The following is a 20,384-nucleotide window of genomic DNA, read 5'->3' on the forward strand; positions in this document are numbered from 1 at the left end:
TCCTTTCAAAAAAAGCATGGAGACATCAATGCACAAGTTCAACGCACTCGCCTTCGCCCTCGTTCCCGCGGTGGGCCTTCTTTGCGGCGCCGCATCGACCGCATCCGCCGCACCGGTCAAGATCGGCGTGCTCGAAACGCTCTCGGGTCCGCAGGCCTCGTCAGGGCAGGCCTACCGCGCCGCCGTGCGTTACGCCATCGACCAGATCAATGCCGCGGGTGGCTGGAACGGCGAGCCCGTTCAACTGCTGGAGTACGACAACCAGGGCGGTCCTGCGGGCGCGGCCGACAAGCTCAAGGCGGCCGCCGCCGACGGCGTGCAGCTGATCGTGCAGGGCGCCTCGTCGGCCATCGGCGGGCAGATCACCGAGGACGTGCGCAAGTACAACCTGCGCAACCCCGGCAAGGAAATGGTCTACCTCAACGTCGGCGCCGAAGCGCTGGAGCTCACCGGGGAGAAGTGCAACTTCCATCACTTCCGCTTCGGCGGCGATCCGCAGGTGCGCACCAAGGCCCTCGTGAGCGCGATGAAGCAGGCCAACGCGCTGGGCACCAAGGTCTATTCGATCAACCAGAACTACTCCTGGGGCCAGGACATGGAGAAGGCCATCGCCGACAACGCGGCGGCGGGCGGCTACCAGGTGGTCGAGAAGACGCTGCACGACGTCAACAAGGTGCAGGACTTCGCGCCCTACGTGGCGAAGATCGCCGCCTCCAAGGCCGACTCGGTGCTGACCGGCAACTGGTCCAACGACCTGCTGCTCCTGATGAAGGCCTCGAAGTCGGCGGGCCTGAAAGCGCGCTTCGGCACGGTCTACCTCGACCAGCCGGGCAACCTCGCCAATGCCGGCGACCTGGCCGTCGGGCATTTCGTGGTGCAGACCTTCAACCCCGAGGCGGGCGGCGCCGAGGGCGAGCGCTTCGTGAACGACTACAAGGCCAAGACCGGCCACGTGCCCGTCTTCATCGAGCCGCAGACCGTCTTCGGCATGGCCATGGTGGCCGACGCATTGAAGCGCACCAAGCCCGAAGGCGGCGCGCTCAACGTGAACGCGTTCGCGAAGGCGCTCGAGGCCACCACCATCAAGACGCCAATGGGCGAGATGAGCATGCGCGCGGCGGACCACCAGGCGCAGCTGCCGATGGTGGTGTCCACGGTCACCAAGGATGCGAAGTTCAAGGTGGACGACACCGACATGGGTTTCAAGCCGGTCAAGCGCTTCTCCGCGCAGGAAGCCTCGACGCCCGCACAGGCCAGCTGCGCGATGAAGCGCCCCGGCTGAGCCCCGCGCCCCGCTGAACCTTCAACAAGCCGGCGGGACGCGAGCGTCCCGCGCGGCGCAGCTTCGGCTGCCGAAAAAAACTTACGGACCCTATGGACCAGACCATCGTTTCCCTCATGAACGGCGTCATCTACGGCCTCCTGCTGTTCATGGTGTCCGCCGGGCTCACGCTCATCTTCGGAATGATGGGCGTGCTCAATTTCGCGCATGCCTCGTTCTACATGCTCGGGGCGTACTTCGCGTACACGCTGCAGGGTGCGATCGGCTTCTGGCTCGCGCTCGTCGTCTCGCCGGTGCTCGTGGGGCTGGTGGGCGTGGTGGTCGAGCGCTTCTTCCTTCGGCGGGTGCATCACCACGGCCATGCGCATGAGCTGCTGCTGACCTTCGGCCTCTCGTTCATCGTGGCCGAATCGATCAAGCTCTTCTTCGGCAACTTCCCGGTCGACTACCGGATTCCTGCGGCGCTCGACGTGTCGGCCTTCACCGTCGGCGGCGCGCAGTACCCGGTGTACCGCCTCCTGATGGGCGGTGTCGCCATCGCGATGTTCGTGGTGATCTACCTGCTGCTGACGCGCACGCGCGTGGGCATCGTGGTGCGCTCGGCCATCTACAAGCCGCGCATGGCGGAGGCGCTGGGTCACAACGTGCCGCTGGTGTTCATGGGCGTCTTCGGCGTGGGCGCGGCGCTCGCGGGCCTCGCGGGCGCGGTCGCCGGCGCGTTCTACACGACGAACCCGAACATGGCGCTCGAACTGGGCGTGATGGTGTTCGTGGTGGTCGTGGTCGGCGGGCTGGGCTCTCTCGGCGGGGCGATGCTGGCCTCGCTGCTGATCGGCGTCGTCACCTCGCTGGCGGTCGGCGTGGACCGCAGCCTCGCCGACCTGTTCGCGCTCTTCGGCGCGGGCGAGTGGGCGACCAGCGTCGGCGGCTTGATGACGCTGAAGGTCTCCAGCCTGTCCGCGACGATTCCGTTCGCGCTGATGCTGCTGATCCTGCTCGTGCGGCCCAGCGGCCTCATGGGCGAGAAGGCGTGACGCGATGAAGACCGGTCTTCTCCTCGTCCTCGCGGGCGTCGTTGCGCTCGCCGCGCTGCCCTTCCTGCTCTCGCAGGGGCTGTTGAACGCGGCCATCCAGATGCTCATCGCGGCGCTGTTCGCCAGTGCCTACAACCTGCTGTGCGGCCAGGCGGGCATGTTGTCCTTCGGGCATGCGGCCTACTTCGGCGTCGGCGCGTTCGGCACCGTGCATGCGATGAACGCCATCGGCGGCGCGGGGCTCCTCCCCACGCCCTTGATGCCGCTGGCGGGTGCCGCCTGCGGCCTTGTCTTCGGCGGCATCGCGGGCTGGTTCGCCACCAAGCGCACCGGCACCTACTTCGCGATGATCACGCTCGCGATCGCCGAGCTGGTGCACTCGCTCGCGCCGCACCTCAAGGGCCTCTTCGGCGGCGAGGCCGGCGTGTCCACCATGCGCATGCCGGCCTGGGGCCTGGATTTCGGATCGACCACGCAGGTGTACTACTTGACGCTCTGCTGGGTGCTGCTGTCCGTCGGGCTGCTGTACCTCTTCACGCGCACGCCGATGGGGCGGCTCGCGTACGGCCTGCGCGAAAACAGCCACCGGCTCCGGTTCCTCGGCTACAACGTGCACGGCCTGGGCATGCTGGTGTTCGCGATCTCTGCGATGTTCTCCGGCATCGCGGGCGGCCTGCAGGTGGTGTCCAACGAATCGGCGAACTACGTGGTGTTCGACCCGGCGCTTTCGGCCGCGGTCGTACTCAACACGTACATCGGCGGGGTGAAGGTGTTCCTCGGCCCCGCGTTCGGTGCGGCGCTCATGACCTTCTTCGGCTACGCCGTGTCCGACCTCACGCAGTCGTGGCTGCTCTACCAGGGCATCCTGTTCGTGCTGGTGATGATGTTCATGCCTTCGGGGCTCGCGGGCCTGATCGGCACCACCGGGCGCCTGCGCCAGCGCATCGGCGCGGCGCAACTGGTGCCGCTGGTGCTGCTGTCGATCGCCGCCGCGGTGCTGCTGAGCATGGGCGGCGCGTTCGCGGTCGAGATGCTGCAGCGCATCTTCTCGCAGGATTACCGCGCGATGGCCAAGCTCGCCGCGGGCGGCGCATGGCCGCCGGTCACGCTGCTCTCGCGCGCCTGGTCGCCGACGGCGGTGACCACCTGGGCGGTTCCGGTGGTGGTCATCGGCGCCGGCGTCTTGCTCGCATGGGTCGGGCAGCGAAAGCTCAAGCAGGCCACCGAGCGCGTGGGAGGTGCCGCATGAGCAATCCGATCCTCAGCATCCGGGGCCTGAAGGCTTTCGGTCCGACGGAAATCATGCGCGGCGTGGACCTCGACCTGCACGACGGCGAAAGGCACGCGCTCATCGGCCCCAACGGCGCGGGCAAGTCCACGCTCTTTCATCTCATCTCGGGCCACCTCGCACCGAGCGCCGGCACGATCCATTTCGACGGGCACTCGATCGGTGGCCGCACGCCGCAGGCGATCAACAGGCTGGGCCTCGCGCGCTCATTCCAGATCACGAACATCTTTCCGAAACTCACTGTCTTCGAGAACATCCGCCTCGCGGTGATGCGTCCGCACGGGCTCGCGTACGCGTTCTGGAAATTCATCGACAGCGACCGGCGCGTGCGCGAAGAGACCTACCGGCTGCTGGAGCTGGTGCGCCTCACGGCCCGTGCCGGCACGATCGCCGGAGAGATGGCGTACTCCGAGCAGCGCTCGCTCGAGATCGCGATGACGCTGGCCTCCGACCCGAAGGTGATCCTGCTCGACGAGCCGATGGCGGGCATGTCGAACGAGGAGACGCACTACACCGCCGAACTGATCCTCGAAGTGACCAAGGGGCGGGCGCTGATGCTGGTGGAGCACGACATGGACGTGGTGTTCTCGCTCAGCGACCGCATCAGCGTGCTGGTCTACGGGCAGGTGATCGCGACCGGCACGCCCGACGAGATCCGCGCCAACGCGAGCGTGAAGGAAGCCTACCTGGGCGAGGAGGTGGCCGAATGAGCTCCGCTGCAGAAACCTTGCTGCAGGTCGATGACCTGCACGCCCACTACGGCAAGAGCCACATCCTGCACGGCGTGAACCTCAAGGTGGCCCGCAATGAGGTGATCAGCCTGCTCGGGCGCAACGGCTCGGGGCGCTCGACCACCATGAAGGCCGTCATGGGGCTGGTCACGCCGACCTCCGGCCGCATCCGGCTGCAGGGCCGCGAGCTCGCTGGCGCAAGGCCCTACGCCATCTGCCGCGCCGGCGTCGGCTACGTGCCCGAAGAGCGCGAGGTGTTCGCCAACCTCACGGTCGACGAGAACCTGCGCATGGGCGAGCAGACGCCCGTGCCCGGCGCGCACCGCTGGCGCATCGAAGAGATGTTCGACTACTTCCCGCGGCTCAAGGAGCGCCGCAACACCAAGGCCGGCAGCATGTCCGGCGGCGAGCAACAGATGCTCACGATGTGCCGCTCGCTGCTGGGCAATCCGCTGGTGCTACTGATCGACGAGCCCACCGAAGGCCTCGCGCCGAAGATCGTTGCGCAGGTCGCCGAATGCATCCGCGACATGCACCGCAAGGGCGTCTCGGTCGTGCTGGTCGAGCAGAAGCTGGCCATTGCGCTGAAGGTCTCCACGCGCGTGTGCGTGATGGGGCACGGACGCGTCGTCTTCGAGGGCACGCCGCAGGAACTGACGGCCAACGAGCAGCTCGTGGCCGAGTGGCTCGCGGTCTGACGCCACGCTGTTTTTTCATTCACCGCTGCGAACCCCCACATGGCAACCACAACCACCCAAGACAAGGTCATCATTTCCTGCGCGGTCACCGGCTCGGTCCACACGCCGACGATGTCCGAGCACCTGGCGCTCACGCCCGACCAGATCGCCGAGCAGGCCATCGAAGCGGCGGAGGCGGGCGCCGCCATCCTGCACCTGCATGCACGCGACCCGAAGGACGGCCGGCCGTCGGCCGATCCGAAGATCTTCGATGCGTTCGTCCCGCGCATCCGCGACGCCACCGACGCGGTCATCAACATCACCACCGGCGGCAGCACGCGCATGACGCTGGAGGAGCGCCTGGTCTATCCGTTGCAAGCGAAGCCCGAGATGTGCTCGCTGAACATGGGCTCGATGAACTTCTCGATCCACCCGGCCGCGCGGCGCATCGCCGAGTGGAAGCACGAGTGGGAGAAGCCCTACGTCGAAGGCATGGAGGACCTGATCTTTCGCAACACCTTCCGCGACATCAAGCACATCCTGAAGGTGCTGGGCGAGGACTGCGGCACGCGCTTCGAATTCGAGTGCTACGACGTGGGGCATCTCTACAACCTCGCGCATTTCGTGGACGAGGGGCTCATCAAGGGCCCGCTCTTCATCCAGAGCATCTACGGCATCCTGGGCGGCCTCGGGCCGGACCCGGAGAACCTCGTGGTGATGCGCACCACCGCCGACCGCCTCTTCGGGCGCGACGGCTACCGCTTCTCGATCCTCGGCGCGGGCCGCCACCAGATGCCGCTCCTGACCATGGGCGCGGTGATGGGCGGCAACGTGCGTGTCGGCCTCGAAGACAGCCTCTACCTCGCCAAGGGCCAACTCGCGAAGTCGTGCGCCGAGCAGGTGCGAAAGATCCGCCGGATTCTCGAAGAGCTCTCTCTCGAGATCGCCACGCCCGACGAGGCGCGCGCCATGCTGGGCCTGAAGGGCCGGGACGCGGTCGCGTTCTGAGCGCACCGCGCGAAACAAGCCATTCATCAACAGGAGTAGCAATGAACAAGTTCCTCGAAGGCCGCGTGGCCATCGTCACGGGGGCCGGCAGCGGCCTGGGCAAGGCGCATGCGATGGCGCTCGCGCGGCACGGCGCGCGCGTCGTGGTCAACGACGTGGCGGGGCGGCACGAAGGATCGCCGGGGCGTGCGGTCGCCGACGAGATCGTGCGGGCCGGCGGCCTGGCCATCGCCGACGGTGGCAACGTCACCGATTTCGCGCAGATGGAACAGATGGTCGCGCGCGCCATCGGCGAATGGGGCCGCATCGACATCCTCGTGAACAACGCGGGCGTGCTGCGCGACAAGACTTTCTCGAAGATGTCGCTCGACGATTTTCGGCGTGTGATGGACGTGCACCTGATGGGCACCGTCCACTGCGTGAAGGCGGTGTGGGAGCACATGCGCGAGCGCCGGTACGGGCGCATCGTGATGACGACGTCTTCGTCGGGCCTCTACGGCAACTTCGGCCAGTCGAACTACAGCGCCGCGAAGATGGCGCTCGTGGGCCTCATGCAGACGCTCGCGCTCGAAGGCGCCAGGCAGAACATCCGCGTGAATTGCCTCGCGCCCACAGCCGCGACAGCCATGACCGAAGGCGTGCTGCCGCCCGAGGCGCTGGCCCGGCTCGCGCCGGCCAACGTGAGCCCGGGGCTGATCGCCCTCGTCGGCGAGGACGCGCCGACGCGCACCATCCTCCTGGCCGGTGCCGGCAGCTTCGAGAGCGCGAACGTCACGATGACGCAGGGCATCTTCATCGGCGACGCGGAAGACCCGGTGGCGCAGATCCGCTCGCGCATGGATGAAATCCTGGACCGCCAGGACGAGCGCGTGCCCGGCACGGGGTTCGAGCAGTACCAGCTGGAGCTTTCCAAGGCCGGCATCGAGATGGCGCTGCCCGGCGCGTAAAGCGCGCGGCGAGGGTTTTCACTGCATGGGGGCACCACATCGGATTCGCCCCCGCGGTGTCGGGTTCGCACATTGGATTCGGGAGGGGCGCGCGCGAGACTTTGTCGGGCCTCGAAAGAAGGCCGCGCAAGCAACCTGCAACGACATCGGAGACAGACCCAATGAAATCCAGCAACAAAGAGCTGGCCCGCGTGGCCGCTGCCTGCCTCGCAGCGACCGCCATGCTCGCCGGCTGCGGAGGTGGCGGCAGCGGCGGCGGGGGCTTCCCGTTCGTGACCCTGCCCCCTGCCGCGCCACCGCCCGCCGCGCCGCCCCCGGCCTCTCCGCCGCCGCCTTCGCAACCCGTGGCGCTCACCTGCGACCAGTTGCAGGGCATGACCGTCGCCGCATCGGCGATCGGCCTGCCCACGTCCGGCGCCACCGTGACTTCGGTAAAGACGGTGGCCGCGAGCGGCAGCGGCGCGGCTGCCCTGCCCGAGTACTGCGAGGTCGCGGGCAAGATCGCGCCGGTCGACGCGGCCGCGCCGAACATCCTGTTCCAGCTGGCATTGCCCACGCGCTGGAACCAGAAGGTCGTCATGTTCGGCGGCGGCGGGTTCAACGGCACCATCCCGAGCGTCAAGGGCAACGTGCCCAACGGCCCGCTCGACCAGCCCACGCCGCTCGGCCGCGGCTACGCCACCTTCGCGAGCGACTCTGGCCACCAGGCCAATGCGCTCGGCTCGCAGGACGGCTCCTTCGGCCTGAACGACGAGGCCGTGCGCAACTTCGGCGGCGACGTGCTCAAGAAGGTGCACGACGTCGCGCTGTCGCTGGTGAAGGCGCGCTACGCCGCCAGCCCGGTGAAGGCGTATTTCGCCGGCGGCTCGACCGGCGGGCGCGAAGCGCTGACCGCGATCCAGCGCTGGCCCACAGACTGGGACGGCGCGATCGCGTGGTATCCCGCGTGGAATGATGCGTCGGCGCTGCTGGCCGGGCACCGCATGAGCCGCGCGCTCGCACAGCCGGGCGCCTATCCCAACGTGCCGAAGCGCGAGGTGCTCTACAAGGCCGCGATGGAGGCGTGCGATGCGCTCGACGGCGCCGCCGACGGCCTCATCAGCAACCAGAACCTCTGCAACGCGCGCTTCGACCCGTCGACGGCCACGCTGGCCGGCGCTCCCGTGCGCTGCCCGGGCGGTGGCGACACCGGCAACACCTGCCTGTCGGATGCGCAGATCGCGGCACTGAAGACCATCGACACGCCGACCAACTTCAACTACCTGCTCGCGAGCGGGGAGACGCAGTACCCGGGCTACAACGTGTGGGGCGCGGACCTGGGCATCACCACCTGGACTTCGCCGCTGGAGCCGGTGGTGACGTTCCTGGCGTTCGGCACTTCGCAGCCGGGGCGCCCGATGCCGGCGAGTGCGCCCTACATCAGCGTGCTCACCGACCAGTGGATCAAGTACTCGGTGACGCGCGATCCGCTCTACGACTCGCTCTCGCTCGACCCGGAGAACGCGGGCCCCTGGGCCAACCGCATCAGCGCGCTGAGCACGCAACTGGACGTCAGCACCGACATCTCCGCGTTCAAGGCGCGCGGCGGCAAGCTGCTGCTGGCCCACGGCCTGGCCGATGTGCTGGTGAGCACGCGGGCCACCGAGCAGTACTACCAGCGGCTGCAGTCGCGCCTGGGCCTGGCGGAAGTCGACTCCTTCGTCCGCTACTACGAGGTCGCGGGCCTGGGCCACGCGGTGAGCAGCGTCTTCAACGCGACCTGGGATTCGCTCACGGCGCTGGAGCAATGGGCCGAGAAGGGCACCGCGCCTGCGGGGCAGGTGACGACCGACACGGCCGGCGTGCCCGGTCGCACCCGGCCGCTGTGCGACTACCCGAAGTGGCCGGCGTACAAGGGATCGGGGGACGTCAACCTCGCGGCGTCCTTCCGCTGCGCCGACTGAGGCCGGGGCACCCGCTCAGGGCTTGCGGGGGGCGGGCAGCAACCGCACGGCCAGTGCCGCTGCCGCCGTGCCGGTCGCGAGCCACGTCACGCCGGCCCAGCCCCACTGCGCGAGCGCCAGCGCGCCCAGCGCCGAGCCTGCCGCCATGCCGATGAACATGCTGGTGAACAGCACCGCGTTCAGCCGGCTGCGCGCACCCGGCTCGATGCCGTAGACGATGGTCTGGTGCGCGATCAGCGTGGCCTGCAGGCCCAGGTCGAAGCCGACGGCCGCGATGGCAATCAGCCAGAGCTGCGCATGCGGCAGCATCAGCGGCGCGAGCCCCATGGCGGCGAACGACACCACCGCCAGACCGGCGCCCAGGCGCGTCACCAGCTGCGGCCCGCGCCGGTCGGCCAGCCGCCCGGCCAGCGGCGCCGCGAGTGCGCCCGCCGCACCGGCCAGCCCGAAGGCGCCGGCCGCCGCGCTGCCCAGGTGGAAGGGCTCGCCGTGCAGCATCACCGCCAGCGTCGACCAGAACGCGCTGAAGCCCACCGCCAGCAGCGCCTGCGCCAAGGCGGCGCGGCGCAGTGCGCCATGGCGCGACCACAGCGTGCCCAGCGAACCGAGCAGCGCACCGTAGGCCAGGTGCGTGGTCGGCCGGAAGCGCGGCAGCCCACGCCAGGCGGCCACGCCGATGAGCGCAATGCTGGCCGCCGCCGCGATGAACATCGCGCGCCAGCCGAAGTGCTCGGCGACGAAGCCGCTCACCACCCGCGACAGCAGGATGCCCAGCAGCAGCCCCGTCATCACTGTGCCGACGGTCTTGCCGCGCGAGGCTTCGGGTGCGAGCGTGGCGGCGGCGGGCACGATGTCCTGCGCCATCGTGGCTGCGAGGCCGATGGCCAGGCTGGCTGCGAGCAGCACGCCGATCGATGGCGCGGCGCCCGCCACCAGCAGCGCGGCGCAGAGCGCGGCCGCCTTGATCAGCACGATGCGGCGCCGGTCGAAGCGGTCGCCCAGCGGCGCCAGCAGCAGGATGCCGAGCGCGTAGCCCAGCTGCGTCAGCGTGGGGATGAAGCCGACTGCACGGGTGGAGGCGCCGATGTCGGCGCCCAGCACGCCGAGCATCGGCTGCGCGTAGTAGAGCGATGCCACCGACAGGCCCGCGCCGGTGGCCAGCAGCAGGACCAGCGAGGCCGGCAGCGCGTGGCCGTCCGGTGCAGCGCCGGGGTGGGCATGCATTGTTTGAATGGAGGACACGGTGATAACCCTATGTTTTCTGGCAAGGGTTGGAATGTGCTCTTCTCAAGGATGACTTGGTAGCCCTGCGGGTTGCAGAATGTCTATACGTATTGCGTATAAAAGGCGAGGACATGCCGAATTCACCCCCAGCAGCCGACCGCATCGAACTGATGCAGACCTTCGTCCACATCGTCGAGGCCGGCAGCCTCTCGGCCGCCGCGCTGCGGATGGGCGCGACCCAGCCCACCGTGAGTCGCCGGCTGCAGGCGCTGGAGCGCTCACTGGGCGTGCGGCTGCTGCGCCGCTCCACGCACGCCATGAAGCTCACCGAGGACGGCGAGCGCTGCTACGAGGGCGCGCGGGAACTGATCGCCAGCTGGCGCGCCTTCGAGGCCGACCTGCGCGGCGTGGGCGACGAACCGGAGGGCACGCTGCGCGTGGTGGCGCCGCATGCGCTGGGGCAGCTGCTGCTGGTCGGGCCGCTGGCCGATTACCTGCGCGCCTATCCGCGGGTGTCGGTCGAATGGCTGCTGCACGACCGCCGGCCCGACTTCATCGCCGAGGGCGTCGACTGCGCGATCCAGGTCGGCGAGGTGACCGACACCATGGCCATCGCGATCAAGCTCTCGGAAGTGCCGCGCGTGGTGGTCGCCGCGCCGTCGGTGCTGGAAGGACGCGAGCTGCCCACGCACGCGTCGGAGCTGGCTGAATTGCCCTGGCTTGCTCTGCGCACTTTTTATCGGAACGAGGTGCAGCTCACGCACCGGCCGACCGGCGAGCTCGCGCGGGTGCCGATCCGTCCGCGCATGAGCACCGACAGCCTTTATGCGCTGCACAGCGCGGCTGTCATGGGGCTCGGCGCCTGCATCGGCTCGGCCTGGCTCATGAACGACGACATCGCCGCCGGCCGGCTGGTGCAGCTGGTGCCGCAATGGCATGCGGCACCGCTGCCCGTGTACCTGACCTATTCGCCCGCGCGCTTCCAGCCCGCGCGGCTGCGCCGCTTCATCGAGATGGTGCGGCTCGCGATGGCCGACCCGACGGGCCGGGCCTGGGAGGTCAGGGCGTCGTCTTGATGCCGCAGCCGCCCAGCACGAAGGCCACCAGCTCGCGCGCGATGGGTTCGCGGTCGATTGGCGCGTCGGGTGGCAGGCCCAGCATCACGCGCGTCTGGATCGCGTAGTCGGCATAGCTCTGGGTCATGGCCCAGATGTGCATGAGCAGGATGCGCGCATCGAGCGGGCGCACCTGCCCGCGCGCGATCCAGCCGTTGATGATGTCCACCTTCTTCTGCGTCCAGGCCCGGGCGTTGGGCCAGTAGCGGTCGAGGTTGCGGCCGCCGTCGAGGATCTCGCGGGTGAAGATGCGCGACATCTCGGGGCTGTCGATGGCGTGGTCCAGCTTCTTGCGGATGTAATCGCCCAGCACGGTGGCCGGGTCGCTCGCATCCTCGAAGGAGAACACCACCTTCCAGGCGTGCAGCACCTGCATCAGCAGCTCTTCGTAGAGCTCTTCCTTGCCGGCGATGTAGTAGTGCAGCTGGGGCTTGGTGAGGCCGGCGCGCGCGGCGATGGCCTGGGTCGAGGTGCCCTTCAAGCCATGCAGGCTGAACTCGGCGACCGCCGCGGTGCGGATGGCGGCCATGATGCGCTCGCGCCCCGGGCGTGCGCGCGACAGCGGGCCGTCGGGGGCGGGCATTTCCTGGGCGGTGGAGGGGGGCAGGGCGGCGGTGTCGGAAGTCATGCTTGGTCAGCTGGGAGGGCGGCGGCGTGGCGCCCGGCCGATGGTAATCCTTGGCGCATGGCCGCATGCCGTGCCGGCATGGCGATGCAGCGCATGCGGGCACGGTTCATGTATCTTCCTCGCCGCTTCCAGAAATTCACCTCAGACCAAGGAGTCTTCCATGTACCTTTCCCCCCGTTTCCGGGCCTTCGCCGCGGGCGCCGCCCTGCTTGCCGCCAGCGCCATCGCGCAGGCCCAGCAGGCGCTGCCGAATGTGGTGATCCTCGCCACCGGCGGCACCATCGCCGGCGCCGGCGCCTCGGCCGTCAACAGCGCCACCTACGCGGCCGCCAAGGTCGGCGTCGAGAAACTCATCGCCGGCCTCCCCGAACTTGCCAAGGTCGCCAACGTGCGCGGCGAACAGGTGTTCCAGGTCGCATCGGAAAGCCTCACCAACGACAACCTGCTGACGCTGGCCAAGCGCGTCTCGGCGCTGTCCAAGCAGTCGGACGTCGACGGCATCGTGATCACCCACGGCACCGACACGCTGGAAGAAACCGCCTACTTCCTGACCCTGACGGTACACACCAACAAGCCGATCGTCGTGGTCGGTTCGATGCGGCCCGGCACGGCCCTCTCGGCCGACGGCGCGCTCAACCTGTACGACGCGGTCAACGTGGCGGGCAGCAAGGACGCCGTGGGCAAGGGCGTGCTGGTGACGATGGGCGACAACATCGACAGCGGCCGCGACGTGAGCAAGAACGTCAACATCAAGACCAGCGCGTTCTCCAGCCAGTGGGGGCCGCTGGGCATGATCGTCGAGGGCAAGAACTACTGGTTCCGCGCGCCGGTCAAGCGCCACACCATGAACTCCGAATTCGACATCGACAGCATCAATGCGCTGCCGCCGGTCGAAATCGCGATGGGTTACGAAGGCGTGTCGTCGGTGGCCATCGACGCGATCGCCAGGAGCGGCGCCAAGGCGCTCATCCACGGTGGCACGGGCAATGGCTCGGTGGCCGACCGCATCGTTCCGAACCTGCAGAAGGCGCGCACCGACGGCGTGATCGTGATCCGCAGCTCGCGCGTGCCCGACGGCTTCGTGATCCGCAACGCCGAGCAGCCCGACGACAAGTACGACTGGGTGGTGGCGCACGACCTGCGCCCGCAGAAGGCGCGCATCCTGGCGATGGTGGCTCTCACCAAGACCAACAACACCAAGGAACTCCAGCGCATCTTCTGGGAATACTGATCCCGGGTCAGCGCGCGGTGCGACGCTTGCGGTGCCGCGCGTATTCCAGGCTGCTCACGCACACGAGCAGCCAGGCGAAGCCGGTCAGGAGGCCGGCCGCCACATCGCTCGCAAAGTGCACCTGCAGAAAGATGCGGCTGCACGCGATGGTCAGGATGGCGCCCACGGCCGCCATGGCCGCCGGCACATGCCAGCGCGCCGGCAGCGTGCGCAACACCAGGTACAGCAGCATTCCGTAGCTCACGATCGCGCCCGCGCTGTGTCCGCTCGGGAAGCTGTAGCTCGTCTCGAACGCCAGCCCGTGGTCGTGCAGCGGCCGCGCCCGCTCGAAGATGTGCTTGAGCGCGGGGTTCAGCAGCACGATGCCGCCGAGCGCCATCACCCAGCCGAGCGCGAGGCCCCGGTGCGCATGGCGCCACAGCACCGCGGCGACCATCAGGCACACCAGCGCGAGAAAGGCGAAGTCGCCCAGGTGGGTGAGCCAGCTGAAGGCGACGAGCGCTGCCCACGGCACGTGGGTGCCGATGGCATCGGCCAGCGCCTGGTCGGCTCGGCCCATGGAATGGCCGTCGGAGAGGTTCGAGGCGATCCAGGCGAACACGCTCGCGGCCGCAAGGATCAACAGGAAACCCGCCGCGAGCCCGAGCGCGATGCGCGGTTCGCTGGGCTCCTGTGCATCGCGGGCCTTGAAATGGCGGCGCTGCAGCGTCCAGCAGACGGCGCCGGCGCCGAGCACCGACGCGGTCCAGACAGAGAAAAACCAGCCGAGCGCATGGGCGCCGAGTTGCTGGGCGAGGAGAACAAGAGGGGGAGTGAGAGAGGAAGCTTCCAACGACATGCGGCCGCACCCTAAGGGAGCGCCGTGCCGCTGGCAAGCGAAAGCGGGAATACTTTGGCGCACTCGAAGGCTTTGCCAGCTGCCGCGTAGTCCCAGCGTTCGACGCGGCAGGCGCGCGCGTCGCCGGCCATGTCCAGGCGCACCACGTTCACCGAATTCGGAAAGCCGGCGCGCACGCGATGCGACACCGCCGTGCCCGCCTGCACGGCGAACGCGGTGCGCCTGCAGCCCGAGAAGGCATCGTGCAACGAGCGTACATAGGGCAGGTGGATGTGGCCGCCCAGGATCAGGTCGACGCCCGCTTCGGACCAGCGCGCCACGGCCCGCTCGCGCCCATGCAGGCGGTTCGACATGTCCTCCTGCCGCGTGACCATCACCGGCTGGTGCGTCACCACCACGCGCAGTTGCGAGGGCGACGATGCCGCGAGGCGCGCGGCCACCCGCTCGACCTGCGCGGGCGACACCGCGCCATCGGAGTGCCGGTACCAGCGCGTCGTGTTCACGGTGACGACCAGCCATTCGTCGGACTCGAACACCGGCTCCAGGTCGTCGCCGAAGGCTTCCCTGTACCGGCCGTAGGGCGAGAAGCAGCGTGCGGCGAGCTGGAACAGCGGAATGTCGTGGTTGCCCGGAACGACGAGCTTCGCGGGCGCCGCGAGCCGGTCGACGAAAGCGCGCGCCGCAGCGAACTGCACACGCGTGGCGCGCTGCGTGATGTCGCCCGACATCACCACCACCTGCGGCGCCAGCGCGTCGGCAAAGCGCTCGAGCGCCTGCAGCACCTCGGGCTGCTCGGTGCCGAAATGCGGATCGGAGATCTGCAGCAGGCAGGGGGTCATTGCTTGGCCGCCTCCAGTTCGGGCGCGACGTCGGGCCGCACCAGCCACAGCGGCTCGGGCGATACGCGGAACAGCAGCGGCATGTCGGCCCAGGCGATCTCGCCGTCGGTCGCCACCTTCACGCGGCGCGGCGCGCGCAGGCGACCGGCTTTCACCGTCATCGATTCGAAGGGAAAGCTCAGCACCTGGTCGGCGCGTCCGAGCCGGCCCATCGCGCCGCGCACCAGCAGCTCGGGCATGGCCAGCACCCCGACCGGCTTGAGCGCGATGGCCGCGAGCTGCCCCTGCTCGGGCGCATCGGCATGCTCGATGCCGACCTGCAGCAGCTGCAGCGGGTTGTTGCCCACGAAGAGGGTCGGCGTGCGGATGTCCTTTTCCTGCCCGCGCCAGGCCATGCGCAGGTTCCAGTGCCGGTGGCGGCCGCGCATCACCGTCAAGAGGCCCGCGAAGAAGGCGATCCAGCGGCTGCGGCCGTAGCGTGCCTTGTAGGTCTCGCGCTCTTCCAGCAATTCGGCGTACAGGCCCATGCTGGCGTTCACCAGAAACACCCGGTCGTTGACCAGCCCCACCTGCACGGCCCGCGGCTGCTCGGTCAGCAGCACCTGCATCGCTTCGGCCGTGTCGCGCGGAATGCCGTGGGTGCGGCTGAAGTAGTTGAAGGTGCCCTGCGGCAGCACGCCGAAGGCGCAGCCGCTGCCGAGCGTGGCCTGCGCCACCGCGTTGATGGTGCCGTCGCCGCCCGCGGCCACCACCACGCCGCCCGCGGCGCGGGCGCGTTCGACGGCTTCGCGCGCCAATGCCTGCACCCGGCCCGGGCCGTCGACCAGGAAGATGCGGTGCTTGCGGCCGGCCGCGGCAAAGCCTTCCTCGATGACCCGGCGGGCCTCGACGGCGCTCTCGCTGCCGGAGCCGGCATTGAGCACGATGAAAAACGGGGCGTTCGGACCGATGTGGGGCGGTTGCATGTCTGTGGGGGTGGGAAAAGACAGGCCCGGAAGGGCCGTGTGGAGGGCTGCCGCGTGCGGCCGGCCGGTGGTTGTCGCACGTCCGGCCGGTCGGCGGGAGCAGCCGGCATCCCGGCCGGCTGTGGGAGAGTTGCCCTCCGCCCGTAAAATCGGCCCCTTTCGCGGCGCATCGCCGCGCTACCGTCCGTCCAATGTCCGGCCTGCGCCGGCCAGCTTCATGTTGACCTTCCAGCAAATCATTCTCAAACTGCAGTCGTACTGGGCCGACAAGGGCTGCGCGCTGCTGCAACCGTACGACATGGAGGTGGGCGCGGGCACCTCGCACACCGCCACCTTCCTGCGGGCCCTCGGCCCCGAGCCCTGGAAGGCCGCCTACGTGCAGCCCAGCCGCCGCCCCAAGGACGGTCGCTACGGCGAGAACCCCAACCGCCTGCAGCACTACTACCAGTACCAGGTCGTGCTCAAGCCGGCGCCCAGCAACATCCTGGAGCTCTACCTCGGTTCGCTGGAAGCCCTGGGCTTCGACCTGAAGAAGAACGACATCCGCTTCGTCGAAGACGACTGGGAGAACCCCACGCTCGGCGCCTGGGGCCTGGGCTGGGAAGTCTGGCTCAACGGCATGGAGGTGACCCAGTTCACCTACTTCCAGCAGGTCGGCGGCATCGACTGCAAGCCGATCACCGGCGAGATCACCTACGGGCTTGAACGCCTGGCCATGTATCTGCAGGGCGTGGACAACGTCTACAACCTGACCTGGACCGATGGCCTGAGCTACGGCGACGTCTACAAGCAGAACGAGGTCGAGCAGTCGACCTACAACTTCGAGCACAGCGACGCCGAGTTCCTCTTCACCGCCTTCAACGCGCACGAGAAGCAGGCCAAGCACCTCATGACCGAACAGCTCGCGCTGCCGGCCTACGAGCAGGTGCTGAAGGCCGCGCACAGCTTCAACCTGCTCGACGCGCGTGGCGCGATCAGCGTGACCGAGCGCGCGGCCTACATCGGCCGCATCCGCAACCTCGCGCGCAGCGTGGCGCAGAGCTACTACGACAGCCGCGAGCGCCTGGGCTTCCCGATGGCGCCGCGCGAATGGGTTGCGCAGATGCCCCCGAAGAAAGCCGCCTGAGCGATGACGACCCCCATGAACAACAAGAACTCCCTGCTGGTTGAACTGTTTGTCGAAGAACTGCCGCCCAAGGCGCTGAAGAAGCTTGGCGACGCCTTCGCGGGCGTGCTGCGCGACCAGCTCGTGGCCCAAGGCCTCGCCGAAGCCGGCTCGGTGCTCACCGCCTACGCCTCGCCGCGCCGGCTGGCCGCGCACCTCACGCACGTGGCCGAGGGCGCCGCCGACAAGGCCGTGTCGCAAAAGCTCATGCCCGTGGCCGTGGGGCTCGATGCCTCGGGCCAGCCGACGCCTGCGCTGCTCAAGCGCCTGGGCGCGCTCGGCGCCGACGCCTCGGCCGTGCCGGGCTTGAAGCGCGCGATGGACGGCAAGGCCGAAGCGCTCTTCTACGAAAGCACCGCCAAGGGCGCGACGTTGGCCGAGGGTCTGCAGAAAGCGCTGGCCGAAGCCATTGCCAAGCTGCCGATTCCGAAGGTGATGAGCTACCAGCTCGAAAGCGGCTGCGAGCTGCCGGGCTGGAGCAGCGTGAGCTTCGTGCGCCCCGCGCACGGCCTCGTGGCGCTGCATGGCGACACCGTGGTGCCCATCGAGGCGCTGGGCCTCCAGGCCGGCCGCGAAACGCACGGCCACCGCTTCGAGGCGGCGGTCGATCCGGTCGTACTGCGCGATGCGAACAGCTACGCGCTGCAACTGCAGGACGAGGGTGCGGTCATCGCGAGCTTCGAGGCGCGCCGCGCCGAAATCGCGCGCCAGCTTGCGGCGGCCGCGGTCAAGGTCGGCGGCGGCTCGGTGCCGATCCACGACGATGCGCTGCTCGACGAAGTGACCGCGCTGGTCGAGCGCCCCAACGTGCTGGTCTGCAGCTTCGAGCGCGAGTTCCTCGAAGTGCCGCAGGAGTGCCTCATCCTCACGATGAAGGCCAACCAGAAGTACTTTCCGCTGCTCGACGCATCCAGCAAGCTCACCAACAAGTTCCTGGTGGTGAGCAACATCAGCCCCGACGACGCGAGCGCGGTCATCGAAGGCAATGAGCGCGTGGTGCGCCCGCGCCTGGCCGATGCCAAGTTCTTCTTCGACCAGGACCGCAAGAAGTCGCTGGCCTCGCGCGTCGAGTCGCTGGGCAAGGTGGTCTATCACAACAAGCTCGGCACGCAGGGCGAACGCGTGCAGCGCGTGATGCACATCGCGCGCGGCATTGCCGAGAAACTGGGCGATGCGAAGGTCGCCGCACAGGCCACGCAGGCGGCCCAACTGGCCAAGGCCGACCTCGTGACCGACATGGTCGGCGAGTTCCCCGAGCTGCAAGGCACGATGGGCCGCTACTACGCGCTGCACGACGGGCTCGATGCCGCAGTGGCCGATGCCATCGAAGACCACTACAAGCCGCGCTTCGCCGGCGACGAGCTGCCGCGCAACAACGTCGGCCTCGTGGTCGCGCTGGCCGACAAGCTCGAAACGCTGGTCGGCATGTTCGGCATCGGCAACCTGCCCACCGGCGACCGCGACCCGTTCGCGCTGCGCCGCCATGCGCTGGGCGTGATCCGCATGCTGATCGAGAAAGACCTCGCGCTGGGGCTCGATGCCTTGCTGCAGGACGCCGCCGCGCAGTTCAAGGACATCGCCGGTTTCGACAGTGGCAAGGCCACGGTCGAGCTGCGCGATTTCATCCTCGATCGCCTCGCCGGCAGCCTGCGCGAGCAGGGCGCGAGCGCGCAGGAAGTCGACGCCGTGCTGGCCCCGCTGCCGCAGCGCCTGGGCGAAGTGCCCAAGCTGCTGGCCGCCGTGCGCGCCTTCGCCGCACTGCCCGCCGCCGCCGCGCTGGCCGCTGCCAACAAGCGCATCGGCAACATCCTGAAGAAGGCGCCCGAGGCCGACGCGCATGTCAGCGAGTTGCTGCTGAAGGAGCCCGCCGAGAAGGCGCTGCACGCCGCGATGGCGCAGGTTGTGCCCGCGGCCAACGCGCAGTTCGAAGCCGGCGACTACACCGCTTCCCTGCAGACGCTGGCCGCGCTGCGCGAGCCGGTCGATGCGTTCTTCGACGGCGTGATGGTCAATGCCGAGCAGGCCGATCTGCGGCTCAACCGGCTGGGCCTCCTGATGTCGCTGCACGCCGCGATGAACCGCGTGGCGCAGCTCGAGCGGCTGGCGGTCTGATCACCTCGACGACTCCCCCACCGGTGGCACTGCCATGAAACTCGTCATCCTCGACCGCAACGGCACGATCAACGTGCACCGCGAAGACTTCGTCAAGAGCGACATCGAGTGGACGCCGCTGCCCGGTGCGCTGGAGGCCGTGGCACGGCTCAACCATGCGGGCTGGCACGTGGTGGTCGCGTCGAACCAGTCGGGCTTGGGCCGGGGTCTCTTCGACATGGCCTCGCTCAACGCCATGCACGCCAAGATGCACAAGATGCTCGCGGCCGTGGGCGGCAAGGTCGATGCGGTGTTCTATTGCCCGCACAGCCCCGACGAAGACTGCGAATGCCGCAAGCCCAAACCGGGCCTGTTCCTGCAGATCGGCGACCGCTACGGCATCGATCTCAAGGGCGTGCCGACCGCGGGCGACAGCTTGCGCGACCTGCAGGCGGGCGCGGCGGCCGGTTGCGAGCCGCACCTCCTGCTCACGGGCATGGGCGCGGCCTGCATCGGCGTCGATCCACTGCCCCCCGAATATCCGGCGAACACGATGGTTCACGAGAACCTCGCCGCCTTTGTCGACTTCCTGCTCGCGCGTGAAGCGCGGGCTGCACTGCAGGTAGCTGTCTGATGGCGTTCATCCGTTCCGTTCTCCACGCACTCTGGATGCTTGTCACCGTGGTGCCGTGGGGCATCATCATGTGCGTCAGTTCGATCTGGAAGCGCGGCATTCCGCTCTACTGGATGGCCGAGCAATGGCTCAGCTGGGCCATCGGCGGCGCGCGCGTGCTGCTGGGCATCAAGACCCGCGTGACCGGCATGGAGAACCTGCCGACCGACCAGCTCGCCGGCGCGGTGCTGCTGGTCAAGCACCAGTCCACGCTCGAGACCTTCCTCATGCCCACGCTGATGCCGCATCCACTGGCCTACGTGTTCAAGAAGGAACTGATCTACGTGCCCTTCTTCGGCTGGGCGATGGCGCGGCTGGACATGATCCACATCGACCGCAGCCAGCGTGCGCAGGCTTTCAACAAGGTGGTGAACCAGGGCCGCAAGCTGCTCGCGCAAGGCATCTGGATCATCATGTTCCCCGAAGGCACGCGCATCCCGCGCGGCCAGAAGGGCACCTACAAGAGCGGCGGCACGCGCCTGGCCTGCGAGACCGGCGTGCCGGTGATTCCGATTGCCGTCACCTCGGCCAAGGTCTGGCCGCGCAAGGCGTTCATCAAGCGGCCGGGTGTGGTCGACGTGTCGATCGGGCCGGCGATTTCCAGCGTGGGTCGCAAGCCCGACGAGCTGATGCGCGAAGTCGAAGCCTGGATCGAAGCGGAGATGCACCGGCTCGACCCCGAGGCGTACCGCTAGAAGAAACAGG

19 protein-coding genes are annotated in these 20,384 nt (G+C 68.6%); 14 read left to right on the forward strand and 5 right to left on the reverse strand.

The features are described from left to right. Positions 1-28: 28 nt before the first annotated feature. From ACSFA7_RS27980 to ACSFA7_RS28015, 8 genes are all read left to right on the forward strand, one after another. Complete coding sequence (locus ACSFA7_RS27980) at positions 29-1,282, forward strand: branched-chain amino acid ABC transporter substrate-binding protein (RefSeq protein ID WP_435502372.1); 1,254 nt, start codon at positions 29-31, stop codon at positions 1,280-1,282. Positions 1,283-1,374: 92 nt separating this feature from the next. Then, the gene (locus ACSFA7_RS27985; protein ID WP_435502373.1) at positions 1,375-2,316 is read left to right on the forward strand and encodes a branched-chain amino acid ABC transporter permease; all 942 of its coding nucleotides are present in this window, start codon (positions 1,375-1,377) and stop codon (positions 2,314-2,316) included. Positions 2,317-2,320: 4 nt separating this feature from the next. Next, on the forward strand, positions 2,321-3,565 hold the full coding sequence (locus tag ACSFA7_RS27990) for a branched-chain amino acid ABC transporter permease (RefSeq protein WP_435502374.1): 1,245 nt from the start codon (positions 2,321-2,323) through the stop codon (positions 3,563-3,565). Continuing rightward, positions 3,562-4,314 carry an ABC transporter ATP-binding protein gene (locus ACSFA7_RS27995; protein WP_435502375.1) on the forward strand — a complete coding sequence of 251 codons (753 nt, stop codon included), beginning with the start codon at positions 3,562-3,564 and terminating at the stop codon, positions 4,312-4,314. Before ACSFA7_RS27990 ends, ACSFA7_RS27995 begins: the two co-directional genes overlap by 4 nt. Continuing rightward, positions 4,311-5,033 carry an ABC transporter ATP-binding protein gene (locus ACSFA7_RS28000; protein WP_435502376.1) on the forward strand — a complete coding sequence of 241 codons (723 nt, stop codon included), beginning with the start codon at positions 4,311-4,313 and terminating at the stop codon, positions 5,031-5,033. Before ACSFA7_RS27995 ends, ACSFA7_RS28000 begins: the two co-directional genes overlap by 4 nt. A gap of 39 nt (positions 5,034-5,072) precedes the next feature. Beyond that, positions 5,073-6,020 (forward strand): 3,5-dioxohexanoate:acetyl-CoA acetone transferase, encoded by a 948-nt coding sequence (kce, locus tag ACSFA7_RS28005; protein WP_435502377.1) that lies wholly within the window; start codon positions 5,073-5,075, stop codon positions 6,018-6,020. A 41-nt stretch (positions 6,021-6,061) separates the two neighbouring features. Next, the gene (locus ACSFA7_RS28010; protein ID WP_435502378.1) at positions 6,062-6,967 is read left to right on the forward strand and encodes an SDR family NAD(P)-dependent oxidoreductase; all 906 of its coding nucleotides are present in this window, start codon (positions 6,062-6,064) and stop codon (positions 6,965-6,967) included. A 161-nt stretch (positions 6,968-7,128) separates the two neighbouring features. Then, complete coding sequence (locus ACSFA7_RS28015) at positions 7,129-8,910, forward strand: tannase/feruloyl esterase family alpha/beta hydrolase (RefSeq protein WP_435502379.1); 1,782 nt, start codon at positions 7,129-7,131, stop codon at positions 8,908-8,910. A gap of 15 nt (positions 8,911-8,925) precedes the next feature. On the opposite strand, the gene ACSFA7_RS28020 is transcribed toward ACSFA7_RS28015, so the two are convergent. Further along, complete coding sequence (locus tag ACSFA7_RS28020) at positions 8,926-10,152, reverse strand: MFS transporter (protein ID WP_435502380.1); 1,227 nt, start codon at positions 10,150-10,152, stop codon at positions 8,926-8,928. A 113-nt stretch (positions 10,153-10,265) separates the two neighbouring features. Between ACSFA7_RS28020 and ACSFA7_RS28025 the strand changes: the two genes are divergently transcribed. Next, entirely contained in the window at positions 10,266-11,210 is a 945-nt protein-coding gene (locus ACSFA7_RS28025; protein ID WP_435502381.1) for a LysR family transcriptional regulator, read from the forward strand. Here the strand turns inward: ACSFA7_RS28025 and ACSFA7_RS28030 are convergent. Beyond that, positions 11,194-11,877, reverse strand: a complete 684-nt coding sequence (locus ACSFA7_RS28030; protein WP_435502382.1) for a TetR family transcriptional regulator C-terminal domain-containing protein — start codon at positions 11,875-11,877, stop codon at positions 11,194-11,196. The two genes, ACSFA7_RS28025 and ACSFA7_RS28030, sit on opposite strands and share 17 nt — an antisense overlap. Positions 11,878-12,037: 160 nt before the next feature. On the opposite strand from ACSFA7_RS28030, the gene ACSFA7_RS28035 reads away from it, so the two are divergent. Next, entirely contained in the window at positions 12,038-13,108 is a 1,071-nt protein-coding gene (locus ACSFA7_RS28035; protein WP_206175797.1) for an asparaginase, read from the forward strand. Between the two features lie 7 nt (positions 13,109-13,115). Here the strand turns inward: ACSFA7_RS28035 and ACSFA7_RS28040 are convergent, their stop codons facing one another. From ACSFA7_RS28040 to ACSFA7_RS28050, 3 genes are read right to left on the reverse strand one after another with little or no spacing between them, the layout of a single operon-like run. Beyond that, a complete protein-coding gene (locus tag ACSFA7_RS28040; protein ID WP_435502383.1) occupies positions 13,116-13,946 on the reverse strand; it encodes a phosphatase PAP2 family protein in 831 nt (276 codons plus the stop codon). An 11-nt stretch (positions 13,947-13,957) separates the two neighbouring features. Further along, on the reverse strand, positions 13,958-14,785 hold the full coding sequence (locus ACSFA7_RS28045; protein WP_435502384.1) for a metallophosphoesterase family protein: 828 nt from the start codon (positions 14,783-14,785) through the stop codon (positions 13,958-13,960). Further along, positions 14,782-15,750: a diacylglycerol/lipid kinase family protein gene (locus ACSFA7_RS28050; RefSeq protein ID WP_435502385.1), complete on the reverse strand. Its 969-nt coding sequence runs from the start codon at positions 15,748-15,750 to the stop codon at positions 14,782-14,784. Before ACSFA7_RS28050 ends, ACSFA7_RS28045 begins: the two co-directional genes overlap by 4 nt. Before the next feature lie 217 nt (positions 15,751-15,967). Here ACSFA7_RS28050 and glyQ point away from each other — a divergent pair, with 217 nt between their 5' ends. From glyQ to ACSFA7_RS28070, 4 genes are read left to right on the forward strand one after another with little or no spacing between them, the layout of a single operon-like run. Beyond that, the gene (gene glyQ, locus ACSFA7_RS28055; protein ID WP_056577308.1) at positions 15,968-16,876 is read left to right on the forward strand and encodes a glycine--tRNA ligase subunit alpha; all 909 of its coding nucleotides are present in this window, start codon (positions 15,968-15,970) and stop codon (positions 16,874-16,876) included. 15 nt (positions 16,877-16,891) lie between these two features. Further along, positions 16,892-19,027, forward strand: coding sequence for a glycine--tRNA ligase subunit beta (glyS, locus tag ACSFA7_RS28060; protein WP_435502386.1), 2,136 nt, complete (start codon positions 16,892-16,894; stop codon positions 19,025-19,027). 34 nt (positions 19,028-19,061) lie between these two features. Beyond that, positions 19,062-19,640, forward strand: coding sequence for a D-glycero-beta-D-manno-heptose 1,7-bisphosphate 7-phosphatase (gene gmhB / locus ACSFA7_RS28065; RefSeq protein WP_280811264.1), 579 nt, complete (start codon positions 19,062-19,064; stop codon positions 19,638-19,640). Continuing rightward, on the forward strand, positions 19,640-20,374 hold the full coding sequence (locus tag ACSFA7_RS28070; RefSeq protein WP_435502387.1) for a lysophospholipid acyltransferase family protein: 735 nt from the start codon (positions 19,640-19,642) through the stop codon (positions 20,372-20,374). The genes gmhB and ACSFA7_RS28070 overlap by 1 nt, the downstream gene beginning before the upstream one ends. Positions 20,375-20,384 lie beyond the last annotated feature (10 nt).

This window comes from Variovorax trehalosi (assembly GCF_051216415.1).
In the GTDB taxonomy this organism is placed as follows: Bacteria; Pseudomonadota; Gammaproteobacteria; order Burkholderiales; family Burkholderiaceae_C; genus Variovorax.

What these genes read in the sequence shown, in the direction of transcription:
- ACSFA7_RS27980 (WP_435502372.1), top strand. Translation starts at nt 29, where the DNA reads ATGCACAAGTTCAACGCACTCGCCTTCGCCCTCGTTCCCGCGGTGGGC.
- ACSFA7_RS27985 (WP_435502373.1), top strand. Translation starts at nt 1,375, where the DNA reads ATGGACCAGACCATCGTTTCCCTCATGAACGGCGTCATCTACGGCCTC.
- ACSFA7_RS27990 (WP_435502374.1), top strand. Translation starts at nt 2,321, where the DNA reads ATGAAGACCGGTCTTCTCCTCGTCCTCGCGGGCGTCGTTGCGCTCGCC.
- ACSFA7_RS27995 (WP_435502375.1), top strand. Translation starts at nt 3,562, where the DNA reads ATGAGCAATCCGATCCTCAGCATCCGGGGCCTGAAGGCTTTCGGTCCG.
- ACSFA7_RS28000 (WP_435502376.1), top strand. Translation starts at nt 4,311, where the DNA reads ATGAGCTCCGCTGCAGAAACCTTGCTGCAGGTCGATGACCTGCACGCC.
- kce (WP_435502377.1), top strand. Translation starts at nt 5,073, where the DNA reads ATGGCAACCACAACCACCCAAGACAAGGTCATCATTTCCTGCGCGGTC.
- ACSFA7_RS28010 (WP_435502378.1), top strand. Translation starts at nt 6,062, where the DNA reads ATGAACAAGTTCCTCGAAGGCCGCGTGGCCATCGTCACGGGGGCCGGC.
- ACSFA7_RS28015 (WP_435502379.1), top strand. Translation starts at nt 7,129, where the DNA reads ATGAAATCCAGCAACAAAGAGCTGGCCCGCGTGGCCGCTGCCTGCCTC.
- ACSFA7_RS28025 (WP_435502381.1), top strand. Translation starts at nt 10,266, where the DNA reads ATGCCGAATTCACCCCCAGCAGCCGACCGCATCGAACTGATGCAGACC.
- ACSFA7_RS28030 (WP_435502382.1), bottom strand. Translation starts at nt 11,877, where the DNA reads ATGACTTCCGACACCGCCGCCCTGCCCCCCTCCACCGCCCAGGAAATG.
- ACSFA7_RS28035 (WP_206175797.1), top strand. Translation starts at nt 12,038, where the DNA reads ATGTACCTTTCCCCCCGTTTCCGGGCCTTCGCCGCGGGCGCCGCCCTG.
- ACSFA7_RS28040 (WP_435502383.1), bottom strand. Translation starts at nt 13,946, where the DNA reads ATGTCGTTGGAAGCTTCCTCTCTCACTCCCCCTCTTGTTCTCCTCGCC.
- ACSFA7_RS28045 (WP_435502384.1), bottom strand. Translation starts at nt 14,785, where the DNA reads ATGACCCCCTGCCTGCTGCAGATCTCCGATCCGCATTTCGGCACCGAG.
- ACSFA7_RS28050 (WP_435502385.1), bottom strand. Translation starts at nt 15,750, where the DNA reads ATGCAACCGCCCCACATCGGTCCGAACGCCCCGTTTTTCATCGTGCTC.
- glyQ (WP_056577308.1), top strand. Translation starts at nt 15,968, where the DNA reads ATGTTGACCTTCCAGCAAATCATTCTCAAACTGCAGTCGTACTGGGCC.
- glyS (WP_435502386.1), top strand. Translation starts at nt 16,892, where the DNA reads ATGAACAACAAGAACTCCCTGCTGGTTGAACTGTTTGTCGAAGAACTG.
- gmhB (WP_280811264.1), top strand. Translation starts at nt 19,062, where the DNA reads ATGAAACTCGTCATCCTCGACCGCAACGGCACGATCAACGTGCACCGC.
- ACSFA7_RS28070 (WP_435502387.1), top strand. Translation starts at nt 19,640, where the DNA reads ATGGCGTTCATCCGTTCCGTTCTCCACGCACTCTGGATGCTTGTCACC.